At 72.8% G+C, this 24,833-nt stretch carries 25 protein-coding genes and 3 pseudogenes; 17 read left to right on the forward strand and 11 right to left on the reverse strand.

What is annotated here, in order from left to right; all coding sequences use genetic code 11:
• Positions 1 to 100 precede the first annotated feature (100 nt).
• A complete protein-coding gene (locus QFZ64_RS23485) occupies positions 101 to 535 on the reverse strand; it encodes a hypothetical protein (RefSeq protein WP_307068821.1) in 435 nt (144 codons plus the stop codon).
• Positions 536 to 663: 128 nt separating this feature from the next.
• Here QFZ64_RS23485 and QFZ64_RS23490 point away from each other — a divergent pair, with 128 nt between their 5' ends.
• Together QFZ64_RS23490 and QFZ64_RS23495 are read left to right on the forward strand one after the other, a co-directional pair.
• Entirely contained in the window at positions 664 to 1,350 is a 687-nt protein-coding gene (locus QFZ64_RS23490; RefSeq protein ID WP_307068822.1) for a metalloregulator ArsR/SmtB family transcription factor, read from the forward strand.
• A gap of 84 nt (positions 1,351 to 1,434) precedes the next feature.
• A complete protein-coding gene (locus tag QFZ64_RS23495; protein ID WP_307068823.1) occupies positions 1,435 to 1,875 on the forward strand; it encodes a hypothetical protein in 441 nt (146 codons plus the stop codon).
• 40 nt (positions 1,876 to 1,915) lie between these two features.
• Here QFZ64_RS23495 and QFZ64_RS23500 read toward each other — a convergent pair whose 3' ends face one another.
• The 3 genes from QFZ64_RS23500 to QFZ64_RS23510 form a co-directional block, all read right to left on the reverse strand.
• The gene (locus QFZ64_RS23500; protein WP_307068825.1) at positions 1,916 to 2,563 is read right to left on the reverse strand and encodes a DUF488 family protein; all 648 of its coding nucleotides are present in this window, start codon (positions 2,561 to 2,563) and stop codon (positions 1,916 to 1,918) included.
• Between the two features lies 1 nt (position 2,564).
• A complete protein-coding gene (locus QFZ64_RS23505; RefSeq protein WP_307068827.1) occupies positions 2,565 to 2,897 on the reverse strand; it encodes a cupin domain-containing protein in 333 nt (110 codons plus the stop codon).
• Between the two features lie 185 nt (positions 2,898 to 3,082).
• Positions 3,083 to 3,976, reverse strand: a complete 894-nt coding sequence (locus QFZ64_RS23510; protein ID WP_307068829.1) for an LLM class flavin-dependent oxidoreductase — start codon at positions 3,974 to 3,976, stop codon at positions 3,083 to 3,085.
• A gap of 168 nt (positions 3,977 to 4,144) precedes the next feature.
• Here QFZ64_RS23510 and QFZ64_RS23515 point away from each other — a divergent pair, with 168 nt between their 5' ends.
• The 5 genes and pseudogenes from QFZ64_RS23515 (at position 4,145) to QFZ64_RS23535 (ending at position 12,272) form a co-directional block, all read left to right on the forward strand.
• Entirely contained in the window at positions 4,145 to 5,875 is a 1,731-nt protein-coding gene (locus tag QFZ64_RS23515; RefSeq protein WP_307068831.1) for a PHP domain-containing protein, read from the forward strand.
• Entirely contained in the window at positions 5,872 to 6,495 is a 624-nt protein-coding gene (locus QFZ64_RS23520; RefSeq protein WP_307068833.1) for a hypothetical protein, read from the forward strand. Before QFZ64_RS23515 ends, QFZ64_RS23520 begins: the two co-directional genes overlap by 4 nt.
• Before the next feature lie 224 nt (positions 6,496 to 6,719).
• A pseudogene (locus tag QFZ64_RS23525) lies at positions 6,720 to 7,655 on the forward strand (ABC transporter ATP-binding protein); the annotation flags it as partial.
• Between the two features lie 317 nt (positions 7,656 to 7,972).
• On the forward strand, positions 7,973 to 9,409 hold the full coding sequence (locus tag QFZ64_RS23530) for an ABC transporter permease (RefSeq protein ID WP_307068835.1): 1,437 nt from the start codon (positions 7,973 to 7,975) through the stop codon (positions 9,407 to 9,409).
• Between the two features lie 112 nt (positions 9,410 to 9,521).
• Positions 9,522 to 12,272: an alkaline phosphatase family protein gene (locus QFZ64_RS23535; RefSeq protein WP_307068838.1), complete on the forward strand. Its 2,751-nt coding sequence runs from the start codon at positions 9,522 to 9,524 to the stop codon at positions 12,270 to 12,272.
• A gap of 317 nt (positions 12,273 to 12,589) precedes the next feature.
• Here QFZ64_RS23535 and QFZ64_RS23540 read toward each other — a convergent pair whose 3' ends face one another.
• Positions 12,590 to 13,078, reverse strand: coding sequence for an ATP-binding protein (locus tag QFZ64_RS23540; RefSeq protein ID WP_373430653.1), 489 nt, complete (start codon positions 13,076 to 13,078; stop codon positions 12,590 to 12,592).
• A gap of 406 nt (positions 13,079 to 13,484) precedes the next feature.
• Here QFZ64_RS23540 and QFZ64_RS23545 point away from each other — a divergent pair, with 406 nt between their 5' ends.
• Positions 13,485 to 13,835, forward strand: a complete 351-nt coding sequence (locus QFZ64_RS23545) for an antibiotic biosynthesis monooxygenase (RefSeq protein ID WP_307071840.1) — start codon at positions 13,485 to 13,487, stop codon at positions 13,833 to 13,835.
• 615 nt (positions 13,836 to 14,450) lie between these two features.
• A complete protein-coding gene (locus tag QFZ64_RS23550) occupies positions 14,451 to 14,903 on the forward strand; it encodes a hypothetical protein (RefSeq protein ID WP_307068839.1) in 453 nt (150 codons plus the stop codon).
• Between the two features lie 39 nt (positions 14,904 to 14,942).
• Here QFZ64_RS23550 and QFZ64_RS23555 read toward each other — a convergent pair whose 3' ends face one another.
• The 3 genes and pseudogenes from QFZ64_RS23555 to QFZ64_RS23565 form a co-directional block, all read right to left on the reverse strand.
• Positions 14,943 to 15,740, reverse strand: coding sequence for a GNAT family N-acetyltransferase (locus QFZ64_RS23555; protein WP_307068841.1), 798 nt, complete (start codon positions 15,738 to 15,740; stop codon positions 14,943 to 14,945).
• Between the two features lie 800 nt (positions 15,741 to 16,540).
• Positions 16,541 to 16,762, reverse strand: coding sequence for a hypothetical protein (locus QFZ64_RS23560; protein ID WP_307068843.1), 222 nt, complete (start codon positions 16,760 to 16,762; stop codon positions 16,541 to 16,543).
• 176 nt (positions 16,763 to 16,938) lie between these two features.
• Positions 16,939 to 17,186, reverse strand: a pseudogene (locus QFZ64_RS23565) (ATP-binding cassette domain-containing protein); the annotation flags it as partial.
• 753 nt (positions 17,187 to 17,939) lie between these two features.
• Here QFZ64_RS23565 and QFZ64_RS23570 point away from each other — a divergent pair.
• Positions 17,940 to 18,278 carry a helix-turn-helix transcriptional regulator gene (locus tag QFZ64_RS23570; protein WP_307068845.1) on the forward strand — a complete coding sequence of 113 codons (339 nt, stop codon included), beginning with the start codon at positions 17,940 to 17,942 and terminating at the stop codon, positions 18,276 to 18,278.
• A 29-nt stretch (positions 18,279 to 18,307) separates the two neighbouring features.
• A complete protein-coding gene (locus QFZ64_RS23575) occupies positions 18,308 to 18,502 on the forward strand; it encodes a DUF6126 family protein (protein WP_307068847.1) in 195 nt (64 codons plus the stop codon).
• 90 nt (positions 18,503 to 18,592) lie between these two features.
• Here the strand turns inward: QFZ64_RS23575 and QFZ64_RS23580 are convergent, their stop codons facing one another.
• Both QFZ64_RS23580 and QFZ64_RS23585 read right to left on the reverse strand, forming a co-directional pair.
• Entirely contained in the window at positions 18,593 to 18,796 is a 204-nt protein-coding gene (locus QFZ64_RS23580) for a hypothetical protein (protein WP_307068851.1), read from the reverse strand.
• An 11-nt stretch (positions 18,797 to 18,807) separates the two neighbouring features.
• Positions 18,808 to 19,659: a helix-turn-helix transcriptional regulator gene (locus tag QFZ64_RS23585; protein WP_307068853.1), complete on the reverse strand. Its 852-nt coding sequence runs from the start codon at positions 19,657 to 19,659 to the stop codon at positions 18,808 to 18,810.
• Positions 19,660 to 19,903: 244 nt separating this feature from the next.
• Between QFZ64_RS23585 and QFZ64_RS23590 the strand changes: the two genes are divergently transcribed.
• The 6 genes and pseudogenes from QFZ64_RS23590 to QFZ64_RS23615 all read left to right on the forward strand — a co-directional run bounded on the left by QFZ64_RS23590 (position 19,904) and on the right by QFZ64_RS23615 (position 24,501).
• Positions 19,904 to 20,317, forward strand: a complete 414-nt coding sequence (locus QFZ64_RS23590) for an ATP-binding protein (RefSeq protein WP_307068855.1) — start codon at positions 19,904 to 19,906, stop codon at positions 20,315 to 20,317.
• A 131-nt stretch (positions 20,318 to 20,448) separates the two neighbouring features.
• Positions 20,449 to 20,748: pseudogene (locus QFZ64_RS23595) on the forward strand (TerD family protein); the annotation flags it as partial.
• Positions 20,749 to 21,035: 287 nt separating this feature from the next.
• On the forward strand, positions 21,036 to 21,380 hold the full coding sequence (locus QFZ64_RS23600) for a helix-turn-helix transcriptional regulator (RefSeq protein ID WP_307068858.1): 345 nt from the start codon (positions 21,036 to 21,038) through the stop codon (positions 21,378 to 21,380).
• Positions 21,377 to 23,098, forward strand: a complete 1,722-nt coding sequence (locus QFZ64_RS23605) for a SulP family inorganic anion transporter (protein WP_307068859.1) — start codon at positions 21,377 to 21,379, stop codon at positions 23,096 to 23,098. Before QFZ64_RS23600 ends, QFZ64_RS23605 begins: the two co-directional genes overlap by 4 nt.
• Positions 23,099 to 23,462: 364 nt before the next feature.
• The gene (locus QFZ64_RS23610; protein ID WP_307068861.1) at positions 23,463 to 23,888 is read left to right on the forward strand and encodes an ATP-binding protein; all 426 of its coding nucleotides are present in this window, start codon (positions 23,463 to 23,465) and stop codon (positions 23,886 to 23,888) included.
• Positions 23,889 to 24,147: 259 nt separating this feature from the next.
• Entirely contained in the window at positions 24,148 to 24,501 is a 354-nt protein-coding gene (locus QFZ64_RS23615) for a helix-turn-helix transcriptional regulator (RefSeq protein ID WP_307068863.1), read from the forward strand.
• 67 nt (positions 24,502 to 24,568) lie between these two features.
• On the opposite strand, the gene QFZ64_RS23620 is transcribed toward QFZ64_RS23615, so the two are convergent.
• Positions 24,569 to 24,823 carry a DUF6332 family protein gene (locus QFZ64_RS23620; protein WP_307068865.1) on the reverse strand — a complete coding sequence of 85 codons (255 nt, stop codon included), beginning with the start codon at positions 24,821 to 24,823 and terminating at the stop codon, positions 24,569 to 24,571.
• Positions 24,824 to 24,833 lie beyond the last annotated feature (10 nt).

The raw sequence follows: 24,833 nt of genomic DNA on the forward strand, positions 1-24,833 counted from the left end.
TTCCGGCCAAGTTCGCGCACGGGTGGCGAGAATGGTGTGCTAGATCTCACAATTAGGACAAAAGGGATCTTGACGAAACGCCCACTCCTGTCGACCTCCGTCAACGTGTGTCGGCGGGCCGGGACTTGATCCGCATGCCCGGGCGACGGCGGTGGACGGTGACGTAGGACAGGCCCTCGGGGCCCGCCGTCAGGCGGCGGGTCGAGCCGTGCGGCAGCCAGCACAGGGCGCCCTCGGCGAGCGGCACGACGGTGTCCTCCGGCGACTCCAGCCTGCCGTCGCCGGCGACGACGAGCAGGAGTACGTCGAGGTCCGGCTCGGTGTGGGTGCCGACGCCGTGGTCCGGCGGCAAGTGCACGAGGTTGGCGTCGAGCTGACGCCCGGACTCGGCGAGCCGCCAGAGCGCGCCGGCCGGCGCGGACGGCTGCGCGGCGAGGGCCCGGACGTCGCACAGCAGGCTCGGCGCGGGAGGGGGAGCCGGTGCCGCCGGTGTCTGATCCGCGGCGGGGGCCGGGTCGGGGTGTGCCTCGGACATCGGCGTTCCTCTCGTCCTGCGACGTGCGTTTCCGGCTTGCGATCTCCGGCTTGCGGCCTCCGGCCTGCTTCGGCTGCGCTGGATTATTACATGTACGATTTGGAGAAACGGAAGGAAGGGTGGTCGCCGTGTCCGCACCTCAGGAGGGCGCACCGCTCTCCCCGCGCCGCCTGTCGGTGCTCGACGCCGTACGGGACGCGGGCGCCCCGGCCGGCATCACCGAGGTGGCCGAGCGGCTCGGTGTGCATCCCAACACGGTGCGCTTCCACCTCGACGCGCTGGTGGCGCAGGGCCGCGTGGAACGGACGGTGGAACAGCCGTCGGGCCCGGGCCGCCCGCGCACCGTTCACACCGTCCGGCAGGGCATGGACCGCGGCGGCGCACGCCACTACCGGTTCCTCGCCCGGATGCTGGTCAGCCGGCTGGCGTCCACCCGGCCGGCTGCCGAGGCGGCCGCCGAGGCCACCGACGCGGGCCGGGCCTGGGGCCGGGACCTGGTCGAAGGGTTCCCCCCGTCCCATCGCCCCACGGCGCGGGAGTCGGTGGAGCGGGTCGCCGCCATGCTCGACGACCTGGGCTTCGCCCCGCGGCTCGACGGCGACGGCGATGCCGACGGCCCCGCCGCGATCCGGCTGCGGCACTGCCCCTTCCTCGAACTCGCCGAGGAGTACGGCAGGGTCGTCTGCCCGCTCCACCTCGGCCTGATGCAGGGCGCGTTCGCGGAACTGGGCGCCCCGGTGGCCGCCCACCGCCTGGAACCGTTCGCGGAACCGGACACGTGCGTGGCGCACCTGGCCCCCGCCCGGGCGGCATGACCGGCCCCGCCGGGCCCCGTGCCTGATCCCCTCGCCTGCTCCCCCCACTCGATCCCTTTCACCAGCGACGAAAGACAGCGAACGATGAACCCGACCTCCGCGGCCGTAGCAGGCGCCGTCACCTTCCTCTGGCTCGGGATGGTGCTGGCGATCTCCTTCCTCGAGGCGCCCCTGAAGTTCCGGGCGCCCGGGGTGACGATCCCGATCGGACTCGGCATCGGCCGCATGGTCTTCCGCGCGCTCAACCTCACCGAGGCCGTCCTGGCGGTCGTCGCGCTCGCCGCCGTCGCCGTGGGCGGCCCCCCGGCGGCGGTCGTCACGCTCGTCGCCGTCGCCGCGGTGGTGCTGGCCGGGCAACTCCTCGTCGTACGGCCCCGGCTGAACCGGCGCTCCGACGCGGTGCTCGCCGGGGAGGACCCGGCGCAGGGCCGCTCCCGTGCCCACCTGTACTACGTGGGCCTGGAGACGGTGAAGGTCGCGGCGCTGCTCGCGCTGGGCTGCACGGTCCTCGCGACGACCACCTGATCCGCCGCGCCGGTCGGGTGCGCGGGCCTCGACGCGGCGTTCAGCCGCCGTCCACGTCGCCCTCGCCGTCCACGTCGGCCCGGTCGCCCTCGTCGCCCTCGGCGCCCTCGGCGCCCTCGGCGCCCTCGTCGGCCCGGTCGCCCTCGTCGTCCCGGACGTCGTAGACCAGCAGCCCGTCCTCGCGCAGCCGGGCGCCGGCCGTGGGGCGGTGGGGGGTGAGCCGGCCGTCGTGCATGAGGTGGAACACCTCGACGCCCCGGGCGAGGACCGCGAAGTCCGCGACGATCCGCCGATGGCAGCGCCACCACACCACCTCCGCGCACATCACGGCGGTGCGGGTCGCCGCCGCCTCCCGCAGCAGGTCGTCCATCGCCGCGACGAACGCGGGATCCCGCGTGTAGCCGGCGTAACCGCGGAAGGACGTGTTCTCCCAGAAGGTGTCGGGGGAGTCCGGCGCCGCCCGCCGGAAGCCGCCGAGCCGCTGCTCCCACCGGTAGCCGAGCCCCCGGCGGGGCAGCCACCGCGCGAGGGCGTCGCGTCCGGCGTCCGGGTTGCGGCGGCTGCCGGGGGCGGTGCGGACGTCCACCACGGCGGCCACCCGGGCACCGTCCAGCAGTCCGGCAAGCTCCTCCTCGCCGGCGGTGCCGTGCCCGAAGGTGAGCAGCGGCTCCCGGGGCCCGCCCGCCACGTCAGCCGCGCTCGGTCATGGTGAGCAGTACGGCCGAGTCCTCGACCGCCTCCAGCCCGTGCCTCGCCCGCGGAACGGTGAACAGATCCCCGTTCCGGCCCTCCCACGAGGTGTCCCCGCCGGTCAGCCGCACCCGCCCGCGCAGCACGAGCAGCGTGGCCTCGCCCGGGCTCTCGTGCTCGGACAGCGAGGTACCGGCGGTCAGCGCGAGCGGTGTCTGCCGCAGCACGGTCTCGTGCCCGCCGTGCACGGTGGTGGCACTGCGTCCGGTCGAGGCGGCCACGGCGTGCCCGAGGTGCTCGCGGACAAGGGCGTCGAGTGAGATCTTCTGCATGCCCACCAGTCTCCGCGCACCCGACGGCGATCCGCCGGCGGATCGCGCACGGTGTCGCGGTCCGCCGGCGGGTCGCGCACGGTGTCGCGGTCCGCCGGCGGGTCGCGCACCGTGTCGGCGGTCCGTCCGCGGGCCGCGCCCGTGCCGCCCCGGTCAGGACGAGGGTTCGGGTCCTGTGCCCCCGACTACCGCCCCAGTGCCTCCAGCACGCTCCCGAGCTGCCGTACCGGTTCCGGTCCCGCCACTCGCAGGACGACCGTGTCCGCGCCGGCCGCCGCCAGTTCCCGTACGCGGCCGGCGGCGTCCTCCGCGCGGCCGGAGACGGTGAAGACCTCCTCCGCCGGGCGGCCGAGCCAGGCGGCCTGCCCCTCCGTGAGCGGGCGCAGCGTCTCGGCGGCGCGGGCGGGGTCGTCGTCCACGCACGCGAAGGCGAACACCGTCAGGGTGTGCTCCGCGTCGGCGCCGCCCTTGGCCACCAGCTCCCGGGCCGCCGTCACCTCGGCGGGACCGTGCCCCTCCGCGATCACCGTGCCGTCGGCGACCCGCCCCGACAGCTCCAGCGAGCGCGGCCGCACCACACCCGCCACCACCGGCGGCACCTCGGCCGGCGGATGCACCAGCCGGATGCCGTCCAGCCGCACCTCCCGGCCCTCCAGCTCCACCCGCTCCCCGCCCAGCAACGCCCGTACGGAGGTGATCGTCTCCTCCAGCAGCGCGAGCGGGGAGCGCGGGGCGACGCCGACCGCCGTCATCCACTCCCGCACCCCGTGCCCGACCCCGGCCACCAGCCGGCCCGGGAACACCCGCGCCAGCGTGGCCAGTTCCATCGCGAGCAGCGCCGGGCTGCGCAGCGGCGCCGGTGTGATCCCGATGCCGACCCGCAGCCGCTCGGTCGCCCCCAGTGCCACGGCCGCCGCGGACACGCCCCCGTTCCAGCCGAGGTCCTCGACGACCCACACGTCGTCCGCGCCGAGAGCCTCGACCTCCCGCGCGAAGGCGGGCAGCCCCTCGGGCGCCCAGTCCCGGTCGTACATCACGCCGATCCGAATGTCGTTCCGCGCCGTCGTCCTGGTTCGCATGGTCCGCAACCTAAGCGCCGTTCGTGCCGTCGATCAACGGTCGGAACACCGTCCGTCACCGTTTTCGCCCGCGCCACCGTTCCCACGCCCGGTATTCACCACGGCCGATCACTCTCGGCGGGACAGCCCGGCAGGTCACGGGTACACCATCGATCAGCGGGAGCTGACATGGGCAACGGACACCACCACGCACACGGGCACCACCACAGCCACAGCGCCGGCCACGGTCACCAGGGCGGCGAGTCCGACGCCCTCCCGGCGGCCTTCGACCTGACCGTCCCCGACGAGGAGCTGTCGCCCCGGCAGCTCTCCCGGCGCTCCATGGTGCGACGCGCCGGTCTGCTCGGCGCCGGTCTGGCCGCCGGCGGGGTGCTCGGCGGCGTCGGCGCCGGACAGGCCGCCGCGCAGGCCGTGCCCGCCTCGGACCAGTCCCGCCGGGAATCCCGCACCGGCCGCTATCTGTGGCTGGCCGGCGACCACCACATCCACACCCGGTACAGCTCCGACGCCAAGTACCGCGTCGTCGACCAGGTGCGCCAGGCCAACGCGCACGGCCTGGACTGGATGGTCGTCACCGACCACGCCAGCGAGCAGCACGCCAAGATCGGGGTCGAGAAGGTCAACCCCGACATCGTCGCCGCCCGGGACGAGATCGAGGACACGCTCGTCTTCCAGGGCCTGGAGTGGAACATCCCGGCCGCCGAGCACGGCACCGTCTTCGTGCACCCCGGCCGCAACGAGGTGGCCGTCCTCAAGCAGTTCGAGGCGACGTACGACGGCTCCCTGAACCACGCGGGCGCGAACACGCCCGCCAACGAGGCCCTCGCCATCGCGGGCATCGACTTCCTCGCCGCGCAGGTGCGCCGGCGCAAGGTGAAGGACGCGCTGTTCCTCGCCAACCACCCCGCCCGCAAGGGCATCGACTCCCCGCACGAGATCCGCGGCTGGCGCGACGCGCAGCCGCACATCGCGGTCGGCATGGAGGGCGCCCCCGGCCACCAGGCCGGCGGCCTGCCCGCCCCGCACGGCCCCGGCTCCGCGCGCGGCCTCTACGACAACAGCCCCGGCGCCGACTCCTTCGCGGACTACCCGCTGGAGAGCTACCGCACCTGGGGCGGCTTCGACTGGATGACCGCCACGGTCGGCGGCCTGTGGGACAGCCTCCTCGCCGAGGGCAAGGCCTGGTGGATCACCGCGAACTCCGACTCGCACAACGTCTGGGCCGACCTCTCCGTACGCGGCCCGAACAGCGACTTCGCCGCCAACGGCCGCTACGACGACCCGGTCTACGGCGGGGACGTCAACCTCACCGACACCGACTTCTGGCCGGGCCAGTACTCCCGTACGCACGTCGGTGCCGCCTCCTTCTCCTACCAGTCGGTGATGGACGGCCTCCGCGCCGGCCGCGTCTGGGTCGACCACGGCGCCCTCCTCAGCGGCCTCGACGCCCGGCTGCGCGGCGGCGGCCGGGAGACCACGCTCGGCGGCTCGCTGCATGTGCGCAAGGGCGGCAAGGTCGACCTGGTCGTCGACATCAGCCTGGCGGGCGGCCCCAACTGGGCGCAGTTCGTGCCGAAGCTGGCCCGCGTGGACGTCATCCTGGGCGAGGTCACCGGTGCCGTGTCCGACCGGGACGTCTTCACGACGCCGGACACCAAGGTGGTCAAGTCCTTCGAGGTGAACAAGTCCACCGGCGGCGTCCGCCTGACGTACACCCTCGGCCGCGTCGACCGTCCGGTGTACGTCAGGCTGCGCGGCACGGACGGCAACCGGTCGGCCGTCGGCCTGCGGGGCGCGGCCGTCGACCCGGCGGGACCGGCGATGGACGTCGTCGGCGACGCCGACCCGTGGAAGGACCTGTGGTTCTACTCCAACCCGATGTGGGTCCTGCCCGCATGACCACCTCGCTCACGTCGCCCTCCGGCGTCCGCCCCGTGATCGGTGTGGACGCCGGTTCGGGCCCTCTGCGCGAGGCCGACCACCTGATCCACGACCTGGTGGACGGTCTCGCCCTCCCGCCGACGACGGTCGCCTGCACCCACCCCGTCCGCACCGGCCCGCGCCCCCACCTCGCGGCGACCTTCGCCCTGCCCGACGAGGACGCGGCGCGGGAGGTGTGGCGGCGCCTGGTGCCCCGTCTCGCGGACACCGCCCCGTCGGCCGCGGCGGCCTACGGCGATCTGCGGCACGGTCCTCCCGGGCCGGCGGCAGCCGCGGCCCGGGCGGCGTCGGAACACGCCCACCGTGAATCCGGCCGGGCCGTGGTCTTTCCCGGCGTGGACCGCCTCGCCGGCACGGTCACCCTGGAACGGCTCCTGGCCCGCACGGCGATCGAGAAGGTGACGGTTCTGGGCACCCGCGAACTCCCCGCCCCCGCGACGGAGATCGAGACCCGCGCCCACGTACGCCCCACCTGGCACGCGGGCCGCCTCACCCTCGCCCTGACCCCGGCCCCCGGAGGCCGCCTGACCCCTTTCGAGGTCCCGAACCCCACGCCGTGCTGCGCGGACCACGGGTGAGGGGGATGACGCGGCTTCCCGGTTCCGGCCGGGAGCCGTCGTCCACGGCCGCGCGGATCCCGCCGACAGGACGGTGACCGGCCGGAGGGTGACCGACCGGCCTTCCGTCCGGCTCGTCCTCACTTATGTGGGATTCCTCCGTTCTCCGATCGTTCAACCGGTGCCCCCTGTCCGGGCCCTGTGTGCTTCCTAGGGTCGATGAGGCTCTCCGAAAGAAGGGGCTCATGGACTCACAGCTCGCCGTCCGGGCGCGCGGCATCACCAAGTGCTTCGGCGACGTCGTGGCGCTCGACGGCGTCGACCTCGACGTGGCGCGGGGCCGCATCCACGGCCTGGTCGGTCCGAACGGCGCCGGCAAGACGACGCTGCTCGGCCTTCTCCTCGGCCTGGCCGTGGCCGACGGCGGACGCCTGGAGATCCTCGGCACGCCGGTGGGCCGGGCGTTCGAAGCCCCGGGCGGCGTCGCCGGGTTCGTGGACGGGCCCGGGCTGTACCCCTCGCTGACCGCCCGGCAGAACCTGGCCGCGCTCGCCGCTCTGCGGGGCGACGACACGCGGTCGGCGGGGATCGAGGACGCACTCGAACAGGTCGGTCTCACGGACGTCGCCGACGACCGCACTCGTGGCTTCTCCCTGGGGATGCGCCAGCGGCTCGGCCTCGCCGCCGCGTTGCTCGCGAAGCCGCGGCTGCTCGTCCTGGACGAACCCGCCAACGGGCTGGACCCGGCCGGGAAGAAGCACGTCCACGGCGTCCTCACCCGGCTCGCGCGGGAGGGGACGAGCGTGGTGCTCTCCAGCCATCGCATGGACGACCTGGAGGCCCTGTGCTCCGAGGTCACCATCCTCGCGACCGGGCGGACAGTCTTCTCCGGACCGCTCGGCGACCTGGCCGCCGGGAACCGCGAACTCGACTACCGGCTCCTCACGTCCGACCCGGAGCGCGCCCGCGCACTGGCCGCCGGCACGCCGGGGATCCGACCGGTCGACGACGCCGGGGGCCGCGGGGGACGGGAGGCGCTGGTGCTGCGCGCGCAGGTGGCCGCCGTCGACGACCTGGTGGTACGGCTCATCCACGAGGGCATCGCCCTGCGCGAACTGGCCCCCGTGATCTCTCCGTTGGAGGCGGCCTTCCTGGCCCTGACCGAACAACGGCTCACCGGGCCGCAACACCGGGACGACACGGCGGCCTCGCAGCGGGACGACGCCGAGGGGCAGCGCGACGACGACGCCGATGTGCGGCACGGGGATGATGCCGAGGGGCGGCACCGGGACGACGCCGAGGGGCGGCACGGGGACGACGCCGAGGGGCGGCACCGGGACGCCACCGGCACCCCGAGGTCGACCGGCGCCCGGCACCCCGGTGAGGACGACACCCCGAGGCTGGACGGGACCGAGGTCCGGCCAACGTCCGGCCCCGCGCCGCGGCTTGACGCGGTCGCACCCCGGACGACCGACATCCAGCGGCAGGAGGCCGGCCGATGACCGCCACCGCGAGCCCGGCCGAGTACCCGGCCGGTCCCTCGGCCGTGAGCCCCGCCCCCGGTGCCGGACCTTCCGCGCACAGCCCCGCATCAGGCCGTGTGACGGTCATCCGCAGCTACCGCTTCGAAGTCGTCAAGCTCCTCTCCCAGTGGCGTATCCGCCTGCTGCTCCTCGCCTGCTGGATCGCGCCCGCGGGTTTCGTGGCCGGCGTGAGCGCGCAGAGCACGCTGCCCACGGACACCCTGTTCGGCCGCTGGATGCACGCCACCGGGTGGGCCGGGCCGCTGGTGACGCTCGGTTTCGCCGGCACCTGGGCGCTGCCGTTGCTCACCTCCGTCGTCGCCGGTGACGTGTTCGCCTCGGAGGACCGGCTCGGCACCTGGCGCCACCTGCTCGTCGCCGTCCGCTCGCCCCGGCGGATCTTCGTGGCCAAGGTGTCGGCCGGCCTCACCGTCGTCCTCCTGCTCGTGGCCGGGCTGGCCGCCTCCAGCACGGCCGGCGGCCTGCTCGCCGTCGGCGGCCAACCGCTGGCCGGCCTCGACGGGCACCTGCTCGCACCGGGGGACGCCGCCGGCACGGTCCTGCTCGCCTGGGCCTGCGTGCTCGCCCCCACCCTGGCCCTCGCCGGAATCGGGTTCCTCGGGTCGGTGGTCCTCGGGCGCTCCCCGATGGGTCTGCTGCTGCCCGCGCTCGTCGCGCTGACGATGCAGCTCGCCCAGATGCTGCCGTTGCCGGTCGCCGTGCGCCTGGCCCTGCCCGGCGACGCGTTCCTCACCTGGAAGGGCCTGTTCACCGAACCGGCGCAGCTCACTCCGCTCCTCATCGGCATGGCTGTCGGTCTCCTGTGGGCCGTGACGGCGACGGCGCTGGCGTACGTCCTCTTCCTGCGGCGCGACTTCACCAACCCCGCCGACGACGGCTCGGCGCGCCGCGCGGTCACCAGGGCCGCACTGCCGCTCGCCGCGCTGCTCGGCGTGACGGTCGCGGTCGTGGCGGGGACGACCACCGCCGCGGGCTCCGGGATCGAGCAGGCCAAGGTGGAACGCGCGCTCGCCACCGAGTTCGCCCACCTGTACCGCATGCAGACCGGGCAGCTCCACCGACCCGCCGTCACCGAGGCGCGGTTGAGGACCTCGGCGGCGTGCGCCAAGGCGGGCGTCCAGGACGGTGCCCGGGGTCCGGGCAACGACTGGCGGTGCGTCGTCTCCTGGCACCTGCCGGGTGTCACGGCCACCGGGTCGGCCGTCTACCAGCTCGACATCACGGCAGACGGGCGGTTCGTCGCGGACGGCGACGGACCGAAGGAGGTCAACGGGTACTTCCTGGTGCGCACGTCGACGGGAGACGCACCGAACCCGCTGTGGCAGTTCGACGGCGACGTCGACCTGCTCTCCGAGTCCCCGGACGCGCCGACCGACGCACCGACCCCCTGATCTCCCTCCCCGCCCCCTGCACTCTTTCCCCCGCTCCCCTGAGCTCCTTCCCCGCTCCCCTGAACTCCCTTTCCGGCCACCCCCCGACTCTCCGGATCCCCGAAGGATTGAAATGCAGATAGCACGCCGCCGTACGCAGGCCGGGAAGATCTCCTACGACCTGCTGGGCAGACGCGTCAGCCGCCGGGCCACGCTGGTCACGGCCTGCATCACCACGGCCGCCCTGGCCACCGGCGCAGCCGTCGCCGAGACCCGCCAGTTCGGCACCGACCAGGTCGGCCAGGTCACCGACAGGGGCCAGGTCGTCTCCGCCGACCAGTACGTCGCCCCGTACGGCGACCGCCTCGTCCTCGACGACGGCAAGATCATGTCGTCGACGGTCAGCCCCGACGGCAGCCACCTCGCCGCCTCGGTCACCGACGGCGACGCCTCGCTGGTCGTCGTGGACCTCACGACCGGCCGGATCAAGCAGCGCGTCGGCACCAACGCCGCCGACGACCTGCGCATCGGCAGCAACGCCGTCGGTCAGGAAGGCCCCGCCTATTCGCCCGACGGCAAGCAGCTCTGGCTGGGCCAGCTCGACGGCTACACCAAGTTCACCGTGAACGAGGACGGCACCCTCGCCGACCCGGTGACCGTCAAGATCCCGGCCGACGGCAGCAAGCAGGCCCTGGCCGCCGCTGCCGTGTTCTCCGCCGACGGCTCCACCATGTACGCCGCGGTCAACGGCCAGAACCGGGTGGTCGCGATCGACGCGGCGACCGGCGCCGTCAAGCAGAACTGGACGGTGGGCAACGCCCCGCGCGGCATGGCCCGCGTCGGCGACAAGCTCTACGTCAGCAACGAGGGCGGCCGGCCCGCGAAGGCCGGGGATCCCACGCTCAACTCCTACGGCACGCAGGTGCCGGCCGACCCGAAGACCGGCGCGACCACCACCGGCACGGTCAGCGTCATCGACCTGGCCGCCCCCTCCGCCGCCGTCCGCACCATCGACGTCGGCCTGCACCCGACCGCCGTGTACGCCCGGCACGGCGCGGTGTTCGTCACCAACACCGCCGACAACAACGTGTCGGTCATCGACACCGCCAAGGACAAGGTCGTCCAGACCATCTCCACCCAGCCGTGGCCGGAGGCCTCCGTCGGCTACGAGCCCGACGCGGTGACCCTCACCGACGACGGCCGCCTGCTGGTGACGCTCGGCCGTGCCAACGCCGTCGCCGTCTACCGCTACACCTCCCCGCAGGAGCCGGTCGGTTACGTCGGCCTCCTCCCGACGGACTACTTCCCGGCCGAGATCACCACCGTGGGCAAGAAGGTCGTCGTCTCCCACACCCGCGGCATCGACGCGCGCCGCCCCGCCGCCGCCGGCCGCGGCACCCACGACACGACCTCCAGCCTGACCCAGTTCACCCTGCCCAGCGACCGCGCCGTCCGGGCACAGACCGCCAAGGTCTTCCAGCAGAACGGCTGGACCGGCCACGCCGTCCAGTCGGCCAAGGGACACGGCAAGGCCAAGCCGCAGCCGGTCCCGAAGCGGCTCGGCGACCCGTCGACGATCAAGCACGTCTTCCTGATCGTCAAGGAGAACCGCACCTACGACCAGGTGCTCGGCGACGTCCCCGAGGGCAACGGCGACCCCTCGCTGACCCAGTTCGGCGAGAACGTGACGCCGAACCAGCACGCGCTGGCGAAGCAGTTCGGCCTGTACGACAACACCTACGACATCGGTACCAACTCCGCCGAGGGCCATAACTGGCTCATGCAGGCCGACAACCCCGAGTACACCGAGTCCTCGGCCGGCGAGTACAAGCGCAGCTACGACACCGAGGACGACGCCCTCGGCCACCAGAAGACCGGCTTCCTGTGGACGGGCGCGCAGGCGGCCGGCAGAAGCGTGCGGGACTTCGGCGAGTTCCAGCAGTTCCTGACCAAGCCGTCGGGCGCGAGCTGGCAGAACCTGTACTGCGACGCCAAGAACATGGACGCGACCGGCCAGGCCACCGCGTACCCGTTGAAGTCCTCCTCGCCGATCCCGTCGCTCAACAGCGTCTCGGTGCCCGGCTTCCCGAAGTTCGACACCAGCGTCCCGGACCTGTACCGGTACGGAATCTGGAAGCAGGACTTCGAGAGGAACGGTCCGGCGAACCTGAACATGTTCTGGCTCTCCAGCGACCACACCGGCGGCCCGGCCGGCCCGGCCGCCCAGGTCGCCGACAACGACCTCGCCACCGGCAGGATCATCGACAAGATCTCGCACAGCAAGTACTGGAAGGACTCGGCGATCTTCGTCGTCGAGGACGACTCCCAGGCCGGCCTCGACCACGTCGACGGCCACCGCGCCCCGATCCAGATCATCAGCCCCTGGGCGCAGCACGGCACCGTCGACAGCCACTACTACTCGCAGATCACGATGATCCGCACCATTGAGCAGATCCTCGGGATCCACCCGATGAACCAGAAGGACAGCGCGGCCACCCCCATGCAGGGCGCGTTCTCCAAGCGGCCCGACTACACGCCGTTCACCGCCCTGCCGAACCGCACCTCGCTGACCGACGGGCTGAAGACCCCGCCGTCCTGCGGAGTGGACACCCCCGCCGCGCAGGACCCGAAGGCGGCGGCCGTACCGTCCGCGAAGGTCCCGGCGGACAAGGCGTCCCTCGCCGCCGCGTGGGACACCTGGAAGTCAAAGCAGCGCCTGACCGGCCCGCACGCCGTCCCCGACTACGCCAACCCGGCCCAGATGAACCACCTCACCTGGTACCAGACGCACAACTGGGCCCGTCCGTACCCCGGCGAGAAGAAGATCTTCGCCCCGAACGGCGTGCCCGGCGCGTTCATCCCGTCGGCGGAGTCCGACGGCTGACGCACGCCCCCCACCCGCGACCCCTGGCAGGCATGGCACCCGCCAGGGGTCGTCCCATGCCCTCGGACGCCGGTATAGGGCGGCCCTCGCCCGCCACAGCGGCGCCGGCGCCCCGACGGCCCCTTCCGCTCCACCGTCCTCCCGCTCGGCGGACGGCCCGACGGCCCCGATGGCCCCTTCGGCTCCACCGTCTCCCCGCTCGGCGGACGGCCCGACGGCCCCGATGGCCCCTTCGGCTCCACCGTCTCCCCGCGCGGCTGACGCAGGGAGCGCGGTCGTCCGGACCGGCCGCGCTCGGCCAAGCCCGGTCCGAGCGCTCACGCGCCCCACTCCGCCCACACCGTCTTGCCCGGCCCGTTGACGCGCGGTTCCGCGCCCCAGCGGTCGGCCAGGGCCGCGACGAGGAGGAGGCCGCGTCCGGACTCCTGGTCGCCGGGTGGCTGCCGCAGCGACAGCAGCGGCACCCGCTCGCCCCGCGCGTCGGACACCTCGACCCGCACGAGCCGCCCGACGGCCACGAGCCGCACGGCGAAGTCCCGCCCCGGCACACGACCGTGCCGCACGGCGTTGGCAACGAGCTCGGCGGTGACGAGCGTGACGGTCTCGTTGACGTCCGAGCCGTACGGGAAACCCCACGCGTCGAGCCGATGCGAAACGAGCCGCCGCGCGAGCCGCGCACCACGCGGAGTGGAGGTGAACCGCATGGCGAACTTGAGCCCTGCGGGGACCGGTTCGGCGGGACGGCAGGCGGCGCCGGTGGCTGGGGCTCCGGCCTCTGCCGTGATGGGGGAGGGGCGTTCGTTCATGCCCCCACCGTCGACCCCGCGCATCCCCCGCGACGATCCCCGACGCGCCCACAGCCGCCCCCGTAGGCAGCGCCACGCCTGCCGTGGGCGACGGACGGCAGTGCGTGCTCCGCACGGCAACCGACCTGTTCACGACACGAGTTGCCCGCACCCCCCCACCACCGGATCGCGGAAAACCGCGCCCCGGTGCCGCCCGTCGCCCTTCGAATCCCTGGAGAAAGAACCCGACGGGGGGACGGGCGAAAACGTGCGGTACGTTCGCAGCAATGCCCTGGTCCGCCCGGCGGGGCCGCCCTACCGTGGCGCCATGAGCGAGCACTCGGAAGTACCCGTCGCCCCCGCTGTCCCCGTCGCGCCTGTTGAGTCCGTTGCATCCGGTGATGCCGTCGAGGACGTTGAGCCCGCCATGCCCGTGGGGGCGTTCGAACCGCCCTACTACGTGGCTGTGTTCAGTACGGTGCGCAGCGCCGAGCAGGACGGGTACCGCGAGACCAACGCGCGGATGGAGGAGTTGGTGAAGGACGTCCCCGGGTACCTGGGGATGGATCACGCGCAGACCCCCGGCGGGCTGGGCATCACCGTCGGGTACTTCCGGGACGCCGACGCGCTCGCCGCGTGGCGGAGCGATGCCGAGCACCGGGCGGCGCGGCGGCGGGGGCGGGCCGAGTGGTACGAGCGGTACACGCTGCACGTGGCGAAGGTGGAGCGGAGCCACGGGTTCGTGCGGCCGGAGGCCGAGGCGGAGGCGGAGGGGTGAGGCCGGTACGTACACCCTGAGAAGTCCGGAACCCTACGGTGGGTGAGGGGCGTCCGGCCCGGAGCGGGTGGGCCGTTCGGCCCATGTGCCGGGGTGGGGAGAACCAGGAGCATTGCCGGTGACCGGCAGGGAGACCGCAGGCCGGGGAGGAGTCACGGGGCTCGTGTCCGAGGTCCGCTTCCCGGGGTCACCGGCCGTTCCGGCTCGGTCTTCTCGTCTGCGGGAGCCGGGACGGGCGGGCTCTCTCGCCGGTCACCGTCCGGGCCACCCGCCTGCCACCCCGGACGGTCGTCCGCCCCGTCCCCGGCGCCGGTGCGCCCGTGTGCTGGCCGCCCCTGACGCACCGGCCACCCCGGGGACGCGGCGGACGTGCGGGCCCGTCCGCCCCGGCGTACCGGCCCCTTGGTCGGCCCGCGTCGACGAAGCCCGGCGTACCCGCGCCCGTATCGATGAACGGCGCCCGTGTCGACCTGAGTCGACGCACACCGCCCGAGCCCGTACGGACTTCGTCGCCGCCCCGCCCTCGCCCCCCGTTGTCAGACCCGCCCTCTATGGTCGCGGCAACGCCAACGCGGCCGCTGGGGCCGCCGGTTGAGGTCGACAAGGAGCCGCTCCGTGCGCACACTGCCGAGGACCGATGAGGACTACCCGCCCATGCTGGTGATCCGCACCGACTACCGGGACGACGAGGGCTGGCAGGATGTGCGGGCCGCCCTGGACCAGCCGTGGGTCCTCGACGAGCACGACAGCGTCAAGGAGGAGATCCTCTTCGTCGAGGATCCCGCGTGGGCGGACGCGGAGCCCGCCGAGATCCTCGACGCCCTCACCGCGTCGGAGGAGGGCGGGGAGCCGGCCGAGTGCGGCTGGGCGGTGGTCTTCCTCGCCGACCGCACCGGCATGGAGCGCGGGAAGCCGTCGCTGCTCGCGGTGAGCACCGACCCCGAGGAGGAGACGCCCCCGTTCCGCATACTCGCCCGGGTCACACCGCACGAGATGCACTGCAACCTGGCGATCTCCAACATGGACTTCTCCGACTTCGAGGGGTGGGACGCCGAGGCACTGTCCTGACCCGCGGGGCGGCCCGGCTCCCGGTTCCGGGCGCGTGGCTCAGCTCCAGGACGCCGGCGGCCGGTACAGCTCGTACTCCGCCACGGTCTCGAAGCCCATCCGCGCGTACACGGGGGCTCCCAGGCCGCTGGCCTGCAGTGTGCCGACGCGCAGTCCGCGCCGTCGGCCCTCCTCCAGCGCGGCGGCGGTGAGCGCCGCCCCGATGCCCCGGCGGCGGTGTTCCTCGGCCGTCGCCACGAGGTAGACGCCGGCCACGCCGTGGGCGTCGAACAGGAGGGCGGTGCCCACGGCCTGCCCGCCCTCACGCGCGACGAACCGCACGGCGCGAGGGTCCCGCGCCCAGTCCTGCTCGATGCCCACCACGGGGTCCGTCAGCTCCGGTCCGACACCGAAGGAGGGGCCGTAGGCCCGGACCCACTCGGCGCAGGTCCCGGGGTCCGCGCCCGAGAGCACCTCGATCTCCACCCCCGGCGGCGTCGGCACGCCGGCCACCCGGTCGAGTGCGACGGTCATGACGGGCATGGCACCGACCCGTTCGAACCCCTGCTCGGCCAGCCGGTCGCCGGTGCCGGTCGCGCTGTCCGGCGCCACCCACCACATCCAGGGCACGCCGGCCAGCTCTGTTCTGGCGCGGGCGACAGCCTGCCGCACGTCGTTCCCGTCCCTGTCCCCCTCCCCGTCGCGCAGTCGGATCACCGCGTTGAGCTGAGGGTGCGCGATACCGCTGCGGTAGTGCGTGAGCGTGTCGTCGCTGCGGCCCGCCGCACCCCAACCGAGCCAGTAAGCCCGGCAATTGGCGAGCTGTGGGGCGAGTTCGTCAGTGCTGTCGACGGTCATGCCGGAAACCTACCGGCCCGCTCGCGCCGGACGCCGCCGCCACGGCCGAGCACCGGCCGAACGGCGACGAACGCAATCGATCACCGTTTCGGCGACGGACGGCGAAGACGGCACCGGCACGGTCGCCCCCCGCCCGCCTCGACGACGCGGCGGCGATGGCCGAGGCGGCCACGGCGGTAGGCGCGCTCACCCACCCCGACTGCGCCGACGCCTGCGTGCTGTGGTGCTCCGGCCCCCGTACCGCTGTACTGCACGGCACCTTCGACGGCGTACGCGCCGGTCTCAATTCCTCCCCGCCGCGCCACGTCGCCCCGCCACGAACTGGACCGGGTGCTGGACACGCTCGCCGACGACCTCGTCGCCCAACTCGCCGACAGGCCGGGCGGCGGCGAGTACGTACGGGGCCGGGACCCGCACTGGTGGGACCGCTGCCCGGGGCGGTGACCGTATCGAGGGCTCACCGGACGGTGCTACCGCGAGTGGCGGTACCTGCGGTGGTGACCGCCCCGCTCCGGTGCGGCGTCCGGCGGGAAGGGCTCCGGCTCCGTCTCCTCGAACCCGATGTCGGCGGCGTCACCGAAGTCCGGGGCGCGAAACGGGTCCGTGACCGGCGGCGGCGACGCCGCGGCAGTACCGCGGGGCGCCCCTTCGGGGGCGGAGAACAGCGAGATCGAGTCGATGAGAGGGCTTCCGTTCGTGACCGGAGGAGGGAGCGGGAGAGCGCGCGGAACGAACCCGCGACGACGCGCGGAATCGGCCCGCGGCGACTGGTGCCGCCGCGCGTTGAACGCGCGGCGGGCCTAGAGCTTGTTGAGCTTGGAGTACGGGCTGGGAATCCGTGCCTGCGTCGCACCGAAGTCGACGAGGGCCGCGATCCCCTCCTCCATGCCGACGACCCGGCCGAGGCCGTACATGTCGTGCGTGACTCGGTCGCCCACGGCGAAGTGCTTGGGCGGCGGGGGGACCGGAGCCTTGAAGGGGCTCGTGGGCAGATGGCGTCTGGGAACCGCTGGCTTTGTCATCGCTACCAGTATGCGCCCATCCGGGCCCGCCCGGGCGATCCCGGCCGTCGCCGTATCCGACCGCTCCCCCTCCACACCCCCTCCGTGTACGGGTCCGCGGTGGGTCGCGCCCAACGGATGGTGGAGGCGACCGGGTGGGGCGGGGGCAGCCTGGCGTGCAGTGGAGAAATCCGTTGATTGGGCACGGGATCCTGGGGGCGGTGTCCGAGCGCACCCGACAGGGCGACCGCCCCGCGGTCCAGGGAAAGGGTGCCGGCCGGAATCTTCAGCAGGGTGGACTTCCCGGCCCCGTTCTCCCCGACGACGGCCGCGAGCTCCCCGGTGCGACGGCGAGATCGGCACCGCGCAGGACGGACCGCCTTCCGTAGGACTTGTGCACGTCATGGGCCCGAAGTACGGGCGCGGACGCTGTTTCGGCGGGCATACGAAGTTTCCTGGGACTGTCCGACCGCATCCTCCGGGTCCGGGGGGCGACGCGGTGAGCCCACCCGCGTACACGCCGAGCATCTCGACCCCCCGGCGGGCCATGCCGTCGGCGGACGACGGATCGCTGCCGAGGGCGTCCGCGAGCCGGTCGCGGAGCGGGAAGACGGCGAGGTCATTGGCGAGCAGAAAGGCCGCACACACGTCCGCGTCCCGCCCCGGGCGTGGCGACCCCGGCCGCCACGAGCCCGGCCGGCGCCGCCCGGCTCAGCTCGAACAACCGCTGGAGAAGCTTCCGCCCGGCCTCGGAGCCGCCCAGCAGCAACCGGCGCAGATACCCGGGCAGGGCGACCCGCTGGGCAGATGCCGCCCGAACACCTCACTCAGGAGCCCAGAGGCCGCGGGATCGACGAGCCGGGCCACCGTCCTCCCCGGCCGGCTCTCCCGGCATCCCCTCGAACACATCGAGGACGTACTGGTCGACCTCCTGCCGCAACCCGTCCTTGGACCCGAAGTGATGCACGACGAGCCCCGCGGACCCCCGCGGCCTCGGCGATCTGCCGCACGGTGACCCCTTTCGGGCCCCCGCACGGCGAACAACCGCAGTGCCTCGTCCCGGATGACGGCCCGAGCGGTCCGGTCCCCCTCGACGACCGAACGTATGTACAGCAGCCTGAACAACCCTTCAGCGCGACGTCCAGGGTGAGCGGCTAGACTTGAAGAGTTCTTCAATTGATGACAAGAGGTAGATGAGATGCCGGTCCCGCTGTACGAGGCGAAGGCCGAGTTCTTCCGTATGCTCGGCCACCCGGTGCGCATCCGGGTCCTGGAACTCCTTCAGGACGGCCCGAAGCCGGTGCGTGAGCTGCTCGCCGACATCGAGGTCGAGCCCTCCAACCTGTCACAGCAGCTGGCGGTGCTGCGCCGCTCCGGCATCGTCACCGCCACCCGCACCGGCTCCACCGTCGTCTACGAACTGGCCGCAGAAGAGGTGGCCGACCTTCTGGCCGTCGCCCGGCAGGTCCTCTCGGTCCTCCTCGCGGGACAACAGCGACTCCTGCGGGAACTGAGGACGACGGAGCCGACGCCATGACGAGCCCTCTGGGAAGGAACGACGCCCGCATGAGCCAGAACACCGAAGCGGCCGGCCGGCCCGACGAGGAGTCCCGTGCCGAGCCCGAGGCAACGGGCGACAACTCGGAACGCCGCATGGAACGAGGCATCGCGATCCGCGCCGGCTTCTACATCTTCGGCACCCACCTCTTCGCCGGCTTCGTCTGGCTGCTCTTCTACGTGGGCGAACACGCCCACAAGTAACGGGGCGCGCGGTCGGTCCTACGGGTCCTACGGGTCCTACGGGTCCTACAGGTCCTACAGGTCCTACAGGTCCTACAGGTCCTACAGGTCTTACAACAGGTGGTCGGCCTTGCCCGCCTTGATGTCGGTGATGAGCGTGCGAAGGGCTTCGAGGGAGTCGGTGAGGTAACGGTCCTCCTGCCCGGCAACGGCTATGTAGGCGTTGCCGTCGGCGTCCGTACCGAGGCGGAAGCAGTTGCTCGCGTCCTGGCAGAAGGGGTCTTCCCAGTTGATGCCGGAGTTGACGTCGGACATGGCGAAGTCTCCTAAAGATCGCGGGAAATGGTGTGCATGAGGTCGAGGGTCGCCTCAGGGCTGAGGGCGATCCTCTGCATCTCGTCCAGTTGCAGGCGGTACTTGCACAGGTGGGCGCCTGAGTGCAGGAATTCCCCCGCCGTGCTGCGGTCCAGTTGCACGGTGTCGAGTGCGGGTACCTGCCCGTGGGCGTACAGGATCGACTGACCCGAACCGGGGAATGCCCCCGCGGAGAAGGGGATGGCCTGGATCGTGACGTTGTCGCGCTCCGCGGCTGCCATGAGATGGCGGAGCTGGTCCCGCAGCACCGTTCGCCCGCCGACCTCGATCCGCAGGGCGGCCTCATGGATGGTCAACGCGTAGTCCGGGGCATCGCTCCGGTCGATGACCTGGTGTCTGCGCACGCGGTGGGCGACCCTGGCCTCGAACTCCTCGGCGGGCAACGGCGGAATGGCGGCCCCGAAGAGTGCACGGGCGTAGGCGTCCGTCTGGAACTGCCCCGGCATGTGCGTCATCGTGCTCACGCGCAGGACCTTGGCGTGCCACTCCAACTCGGCGATGTCCAGGAACGTCGAGGGCAGGAGGTCGCGGTACTCCTCCCACCAACCGGTCGTGCGGTCACCGCACATGGAGACGAGTGCGTCCACCAGTTCATGGTCCGTGCACTCGTACCGGAAGGCGATGCGCCGGACGCGCTCCGGGCTGACACCGTGGCGCCCCGCCTCGGTACTGGTGATGACGGTCCGCTTCGTCTCCAGCAGCGCGGCGGCCTGCTCGGTCGACAGCCCCGCCTCCTCCCGCAGCTTGCGCAGCTCCGCGCCCAGCCGCTGCTGGCGCGCGGTCGGATGACTCCTCGGCGGCATGTGTTCCCTCTCGTCGCGTGTGCCCCAGTCTTTCGCGAAGCGCACACCATTCCAACGGGCTTCCCAGACTAGGTAGCACATGTACCCCCAGATCCCCTACGCTGAGTGTCGCGCACGCTACACACCGCAACGCCGGAAGCGCACCGCGCGAGCATGCCCGTCCGCCCTGGGGCGGGTGTGTCCGCGACCAGGGCGGCAAGCCACCGGCGAGCCCGAACCCTCAAGTACCGCAACGGAGTTCGCCATGCCCGAGATCCCCGTCGTCCCCGCCCACTGGCACTTCCCCGCACACCCGGCTTCCGTGCACCGCGCCCGCCGCGCCGTCGCCGAGTCCCTGCCGCACGCCCTCCGCCCCCACCTCGAGGACGACCTGCGCCTGCTGACCTCCGAACTGGTCACCAACGCCGTCCGTCACGGCACCTGCCCGGAGAACGAGAACCTCATCGAGCTCGTCCTCTGGCCGGCCGACGGCCACTACTGGCTCGCCGTCTCCGACCCCGGCACCGGCAAGCCCGTCGTCACCCACCCGGACCCCACCTCCGAAGGCGGCCGAGGCCTCCTCCTCGTCGACCACCTCGCCACGGCCTGGACAGTCCGCCCCCGCCCCACCCGCGGCACGTCGGTGATCGCGGGCCTGTCCCTCCATCGGCGCGGTTGACCCGTCGGAGCCTTCGCCCAGAAGTCGGCTCCGCCGCATCTGCAGTGGAACGTGCAGAATGCGCCGTCTGCCCCCACCCCTACTCCATGGGAACTACAGTTATTTGTGTGCGACGCGTCACGCTGCGTTGCGCCCTGGCCACCCTCCACATCGAAACCCTTGTCGACGGGGAGCAGGGTGGCCCGCGAGCCACCCTGGAACGGCTCCGCCCCGAGCCGGCCGACATGCTCCCGAAGGACAACGGCTCGCAGATCACCGGCTTCCGCCTGTCCCTGACCAAGAGCATGGGAAGCAGCCGCGGCAATGCCGAATCCGGCTTCATCCGAAGCGTGGACGACGCGGTGCACCGCTTCCACTCCACCGTGGTGGTCCATCTGAACCGTGCGACATCCCGTGGCGCGTCCTCCAGGACAGAGGCCCCGACGGGCTGATCCGCGGCGACCACGCAGGCCGACGTATCGCACGCGGCTGCCAGTGGTGGTCCCGAGACGAAGCTCCCTCCCGCTGAGCAATGGAACAGCGGGAGGGGGCTTCGTCGTACCTTCGCCGCAGTCCCTCGGTCCTCCGCAGGCCACCTCCACCCGGAGTCAGTCAGATGTCGAATTGCAAAATTTCGCAATTGGTTAGATGCTGTGTTCACTGTGCTCGTAAGCAGCCGCGGGCGCAGGCTCTCGCGTCGGCTCCGTAGCCGGGGCCTCGAAGGGGAAGTCGAGGGGCCGTGTCCGTTCCGCTCCACCAGGCCAAGACCGCGTCCTTCCGGATGCTCGGTCACCTCGTACGAATGCGGGTGCCGGAGCTGCTCCAGGACGGGCCGATGCCGGTCCGGGGCCTGCCGGCCGCCATCGGGGGCGAGCCTCCGGGCCTGTCCCGGCAACGGGCGGCCCTGCGCCGCGCGGGCATCGCCGGCGCGACCCGGGTGGGCCCGACGGTGGTCCACGAGCCGGCCGGCGGGGACGTGGCGGACCTGGCGGAGGCGGCGCGGCGAATCCTCACCGACATGCCGGCCGGGCGCGACGGGCTGTCGGCCGCACCGCGGGAAAGAGACGGGACTGTCGCGCGATGACCACGGGTTTCCACCGGGTCCCGGCCCGGATCGTGTCGCTGCTGCCCGGTCGCAGCGATGTCGCCGAGGCGACGCGTGACCCGCGCCGGGACCTACTGGCCGGCGTCACCGTGGCGGTCGTGGCGCTCCCGCTCGCGCTGGGCTTCGGCGTCTCCTCCGGGCTCGGCGCGGCGGCGGGCCTGGCGACCGCGGTGGTCGCGGGCGCGCTCGCCGCGGTGTTCGGCGGTTCCAGCCTCCAGGTGTCCGGCCCGACCGGCGCCATGACGGTCGTCCTGGTGCCGATCGTCGCCCGGTACGGCCCTGGCGGGGTGCTCACCGTCGGCCTGATGGCGGGCGTCATGCTCGTCGGACTGGCAGTGCTGCGGGCCGGCAAGTACATGCGGTACGTCCCCGCCCCGGTCGTCGAGGGCTTCACCCTCGGCATCGCCTGCGTGATCGGCCTGCAACAGGTCCCGAACGCGCTCGGCGTGCCCAAGCCCGAGGGCGACCGCGTGCTGATGGTGACCTGGCGCGCGTTCGAAGAGTTCGCGAAGCATCCGAACTGGACGGCGGTCGGCTTGGCGGTCGCGGTGGCCGCGGTCATGCTGATCGGCGCCCGGTGGCGGCCGACCGTGCCGTTCTCGATCGTCGCCGTGATCGCGGCGACGATCGTGGCACGGCTGGTCCACCTGGACGCGGCGAAGCCCATCGGTGACCTCCCCTCGGGCCTGCCCGCGCCCTCCCTGTCCTTCCTCGACCTCGGCTCCCTCGGCTCCCTGCTCGCTCCCGCCGTGGCGGTCGCCGCGCTGGCGGCCCTGGAGTCGTTGCTGTCGGCGTCGGTCGCGGACGGCATGACCGTGGGCAAGCGGCACGACCCGGACCGGGAGCTGTTCGGACAGGGACTGGCCAACATCGCCGCCCCGCTGTTCGGCGGAGTACCGGCGACCGGCGCGATCGCCCGCACCGCGGTCAACGTCCGCACCGGAGCCGGCTCCCGCCTCGCCGCCCTCACCCACGCCGTCGTCCTCGCCGTGATCGTCTTCGCGGCCGCACCGCTCGTCTCGAGGATCCCGCTGGCCGCGTTGGCGGGCGTGCTGCTGGCCACCGCGGTGCGCATGGTCGAGGTCGGCTCGCTGCGGGCGATGGCCAAGGCCACCCGCTCGGACGCGCTCACCCTCGTCCTGACCGCGGCGGCGACCCTGGTCCTGGACCTCGTCTACGCCGTGATCATCGGCCTCGTCGTGGCGGGCGCCCTGGCCCTGCGCGCCGTCGCCCAGCAGGTCCGCATCGACCGGGTGCCGCTCGAGACGGGCGACCACAGCGCCGAGGAACACGCCCTGCTCGCCGAACACATCGTGGCCTACCGCATCGACGGACCACTGTTCTTCGCCGCCGCGCACCGCTTCCTGCTGGAGCTGACCGAGGTCGCCGACGTCCGCGTGGTGATCCTGCGCATGTCGCGGGTGTCGACCATGGACGCCACCGGTGCCCTGGTCCTGAAGGACGCGGTGGAGAAGCTGAAGCGGCGCGGCATCCTCGTCCTCGCCTCCGGCATACGCCCAGGCCAGCGCCAGGTCCTGGACTCCGTCGGCGCGCTGGAAGCGTTGCGGCACGCGGGACGGGAGTACGCCGACACCCCCGAGGCGATCCGGGCCGCCCGCGCCCACCTGGAGAGCGCCGGGGTACTGCCCGCCGTCGCCGCCCGGACGCCTCGGGCTCCCCGCGAGGAAGCCCTGTGACGAGTACGGCCCTTGCCGCAGTCCGTACGGCCGAGGCCTCCGGTGCGCAGGCCCGACGGTTGCCGGGGTCTGGCAGCCCGAGGCGGCCGATGCGCGTGGGACGGAAGCCGACCCCCAACCGGCCCGCCCGGCGGACAAGGGACCTCGGCCGCCCGGTGATGCACACGCCGGCCGGCACCGGACGGAGGCTCACGCTCTCCGAACCGGCCGTTCCGGCCGGAGCGGCAGAGGTGATCCCTCACCCCCACCGCGTCGAGCGCATGGGAGGAGGCATCCCCCTCCGGTGCACGCGGAGCGAGCGGAGCCGGTGGCCGTCTCTGGATACGAACACGGCACGGTGCCGTACGGGCCGTGAGGAGGCGTGATGACCACGCAGCTCGAAGGGCTGCCTCACCGGCACGTGCTCACGCTGCCCAACGCACCGTCCGCCGTCCGTCTGGCCCGCGAGACAGCCGAGGAGGCGCTGCTGGAATGGGGCATAAACCTTCACCACCCCACGGTGGGCCCCGCCCTGCTGATCCTCGGCGAGCTGGTCACCAACACCGTGAGGCACGCTGCCTCCCGCTCCCCGCAGGTCACGGTGATCTACGCGGCGGGCCACGACTGTCTGGCCTTCGCCGTCCACGACCGCCACCCCTACCGGCCCCCGCTGTACGGCGCCGTCGCGGGAACCGGCGCCGGAGGCATCGGCACGGTGATGGAACTGGTCCTCGGCCTGGGCGGCAGCGCCGTCGTCCGCCCGGATGCCGACGGCGGCGGCAAGAGCATCTGGATCACCCTCCCCCTATGAATCCGCCGACGAACTGGCCGCCGCGCTCGCACGGTCCCCCTCACTCGTACGGAGTTGCTAATCTCGGCAACTGCCGAGGCCACCACCGTGATGCGGGGCAGCCCGCATTGGTGCGCCCGGCAGCCGCACGGACCCGGCACGACTGCCGACTGCCGATGCGGGCGAGGACGGGCAGCATGCGCGGGACGAATGGTGGAACACGGTGCGCCGACGACCGGTCGGGACGGCCGTGCTGCCCCGCCGGGAAGGGAACGGCAGGATGAGCACGCCGCTGTACCAGCTGAAGGCCGAGTTCTTCAAGACACTCGGCCACCCGGCCCGCATCCGGGTCCTGGAACTGCTGAGCGAGCGCGAGCACGCGGTGGCGGAGATGCTGCCCGAGGTGGGCATCGAGGCCGCGCACCTGTCCCAGCAACTGGCCGTACTGCGCCGGGCGAACCTCGTGGTGACCCGCAAGGAGGGCTCCAGCGTGTACTACTCGCTGACCAGCCCGCACATCGCCGAACTGCTGCGAGTCGCGCGCACCATCCTGTCCGGGGTACTGATCGGCCAGGCCGAACTGCTCGCCGACCTCCAAGCCGCCCAACAGACGGCGGCAAGACCGCCGTCGTAGCCACACCCCCGATCGACAGCCCCCACCTCGCACGCGAGCCCGTTCACCAGCGCGGTACGCGACGCGGTCAACGCCCCGTCCGACGCTGCTCGTCGAACCGAACCAACACCCGCACCAGACGCCACACCCCGGCCACCGCCCCGAGAATCACGCCCGCCACCAACACGCCGTCCCTCACCGAACCGGAGAGATCAAGGACCCGAACCAGGGTCCAGGCGACGGCATAGACAAGTGCGGCCGGCACTGCGGCGGTCACCAGCGCGAACACGATCTCCACCGTCATCGCGTCCTTCTCCCACCGCGACTCACGCCCCCTGTCCATCCCGCAAGTC

It is taken from the genome of Streptomyces sp. B3I8, assembly GCF_030816915.1.
Lineage (GTDB): Bacteria > Actinomycetota > Actinomycetes > Streptomycetales > Streptomycetaceae > Streptomyces.

Bases quoted from the DNA above. Each gene is read 5' to 3' on its own strand.
- QFZ64_RS23575 (WP_307068847.1), top strand. From the start codon at position 18,308: ATGAGCCAGAACACCGAAGCGGCCGGCCGGCCCGACGAGGAGTCCCGT.
- QFZ64_RS23495 (WP_307068823.1), top strand. From the start codon at position 1,435: ATGAACCCGACCTCCGCGGCCGTAGCAGGCGCCGTCACCTTCCTCTGG.
- QFZ64_RS23610 (WP_307068861.1), top strand. From the start codon at position 23,463: ATGACCACGCAGCTCGAAGGGCTGCCTCACCGGCACGTGCTCACGCTG.
- QFZ64_RS23510 (WP_307068829.1), bottom strand. From the start codon at position 3,976: ATGCGAACCAGGACGACGGCGCGGAACGACATTCGGATCGGCGTGATG.
- QFZ64_RS23515 (WP_307068831.1), top strand. From the start codon at position 4,145: ATGGGCAACGGACACCACCACGCACACGGGCACCACCACAGCCACAGC.
- QFZ64_RS23615 (WP_307068863.1), top strand. From the start codon at position 24,148: ATGAGCACGCCGCTGTACCAGCTGAAGGCCGAGTTCTTCAAGACACTC.
- QFZ64_RS23580 (WP_307068851.1), bottom strand. From the start codon at position 18,796: ATGTCCGACGTCAACTCCGGCATCAACTGGGAAGACCCCTTCTGCCAG.
- QFZ64_RS23590 (WP_307068855.1), top strand. From the start codon at position 19,904: ATGCCCGAGATCCCCGTCGTCCCCGCCCACTGGCACTTCCCCGCACAC.
- QFZ64_RS23585 (WP_307068853.1), bottom strand. From the start codon at position 19,659: ATGCCGCCGAGGAGTCATCCGACCGCGCGCCAGCAGCGGCTGGGCGCG.
- QFZ64_RS23570 (WP_307068845.1), top strand. From the start codon at position 17,940: ATGCCGGTCCCGCTGTACGAGGCGAAGGCCGAGTTCTTCCGTATGCTC.
- QFZ64_RS23540 (WP_373430653.1), bottom strand. From the start codon at position 13,078: ATGAACGAACGCCCCTCCCCCATCACGGCAGAGGCCGGAGCCCCAGCC.
- QFZ64_RS23530 (WP_307068835.1), top strand. From the start codon at position 7,973: ATGACCGCCACCGCGAGCCCGGCCGAGTACCCGGCCGGTCCCTCGGCC.
- QFZ64_RS23620 (WP_307068865.1), bottom strand. From the start codon at position 24,823: ATGGACAGGGGGCGTGAGTCGCGGTGGGAGAAGGACGCGATGACGGTG.
- QFZ64_RS23555 (WP_307068841.1), bottom strand. From the start codon at position 15,740: ATGACCGTCGACAGCACTGACGAACTCGCCCCACAGCTCGCCAATTGC.
- QFZ64_RS23560 (WP_307068843.1), bottom strand. From the start codon at position 16,762: ATGACAAAGCCAGCGGTTCCCAGACGCCATCTGCCCACGAGCCCCTTC.
- QFZ64_RS23505 (WP_307068827.1), bottom strand. From the start codon at position 2,897: ATGCAGAAGATCTCACTCGACGCCCTTGTCCGCGAGCACCTCGGGCAC.
- QFZ64_RS23605 (WP_307068859.1), top strand. From the start codon at position 21,377: ATGACCACGGGTTTCCACCGGGTCCCGGCCCGGATCGTGTCGCTGCTG.
- QFZ64_RS23520 (WP_307068833.1), top strand. From the start codon at position 5,872: ATGACCACCTCGCTCACGTCGCCCTCCGGCGTCCGCCCCGTGATCGGT.
- QFZ64_RS23485 (WP_307068821.1), bottom strand. From the start codon at position 535: ATGTCCGAGGCACACCCCGACCCGGCCCCCGCCGCGGATCAGACACCG.
- QFZ64_RS23545 (WP_307071840.1), top strand. From the start codon at position 13,485: ATGCCCGTGGGGGCGTTCGAACCGCCCTACTACGTGGCTGTGTTCAGT.
- QFZ64_RS23535 (WP_307068838.1), top strand. From the start codon at position 9,522: ATGCAGATAGCACGCCGCCGTACGCAGGCCGGGAAGATCTCCTACGAC.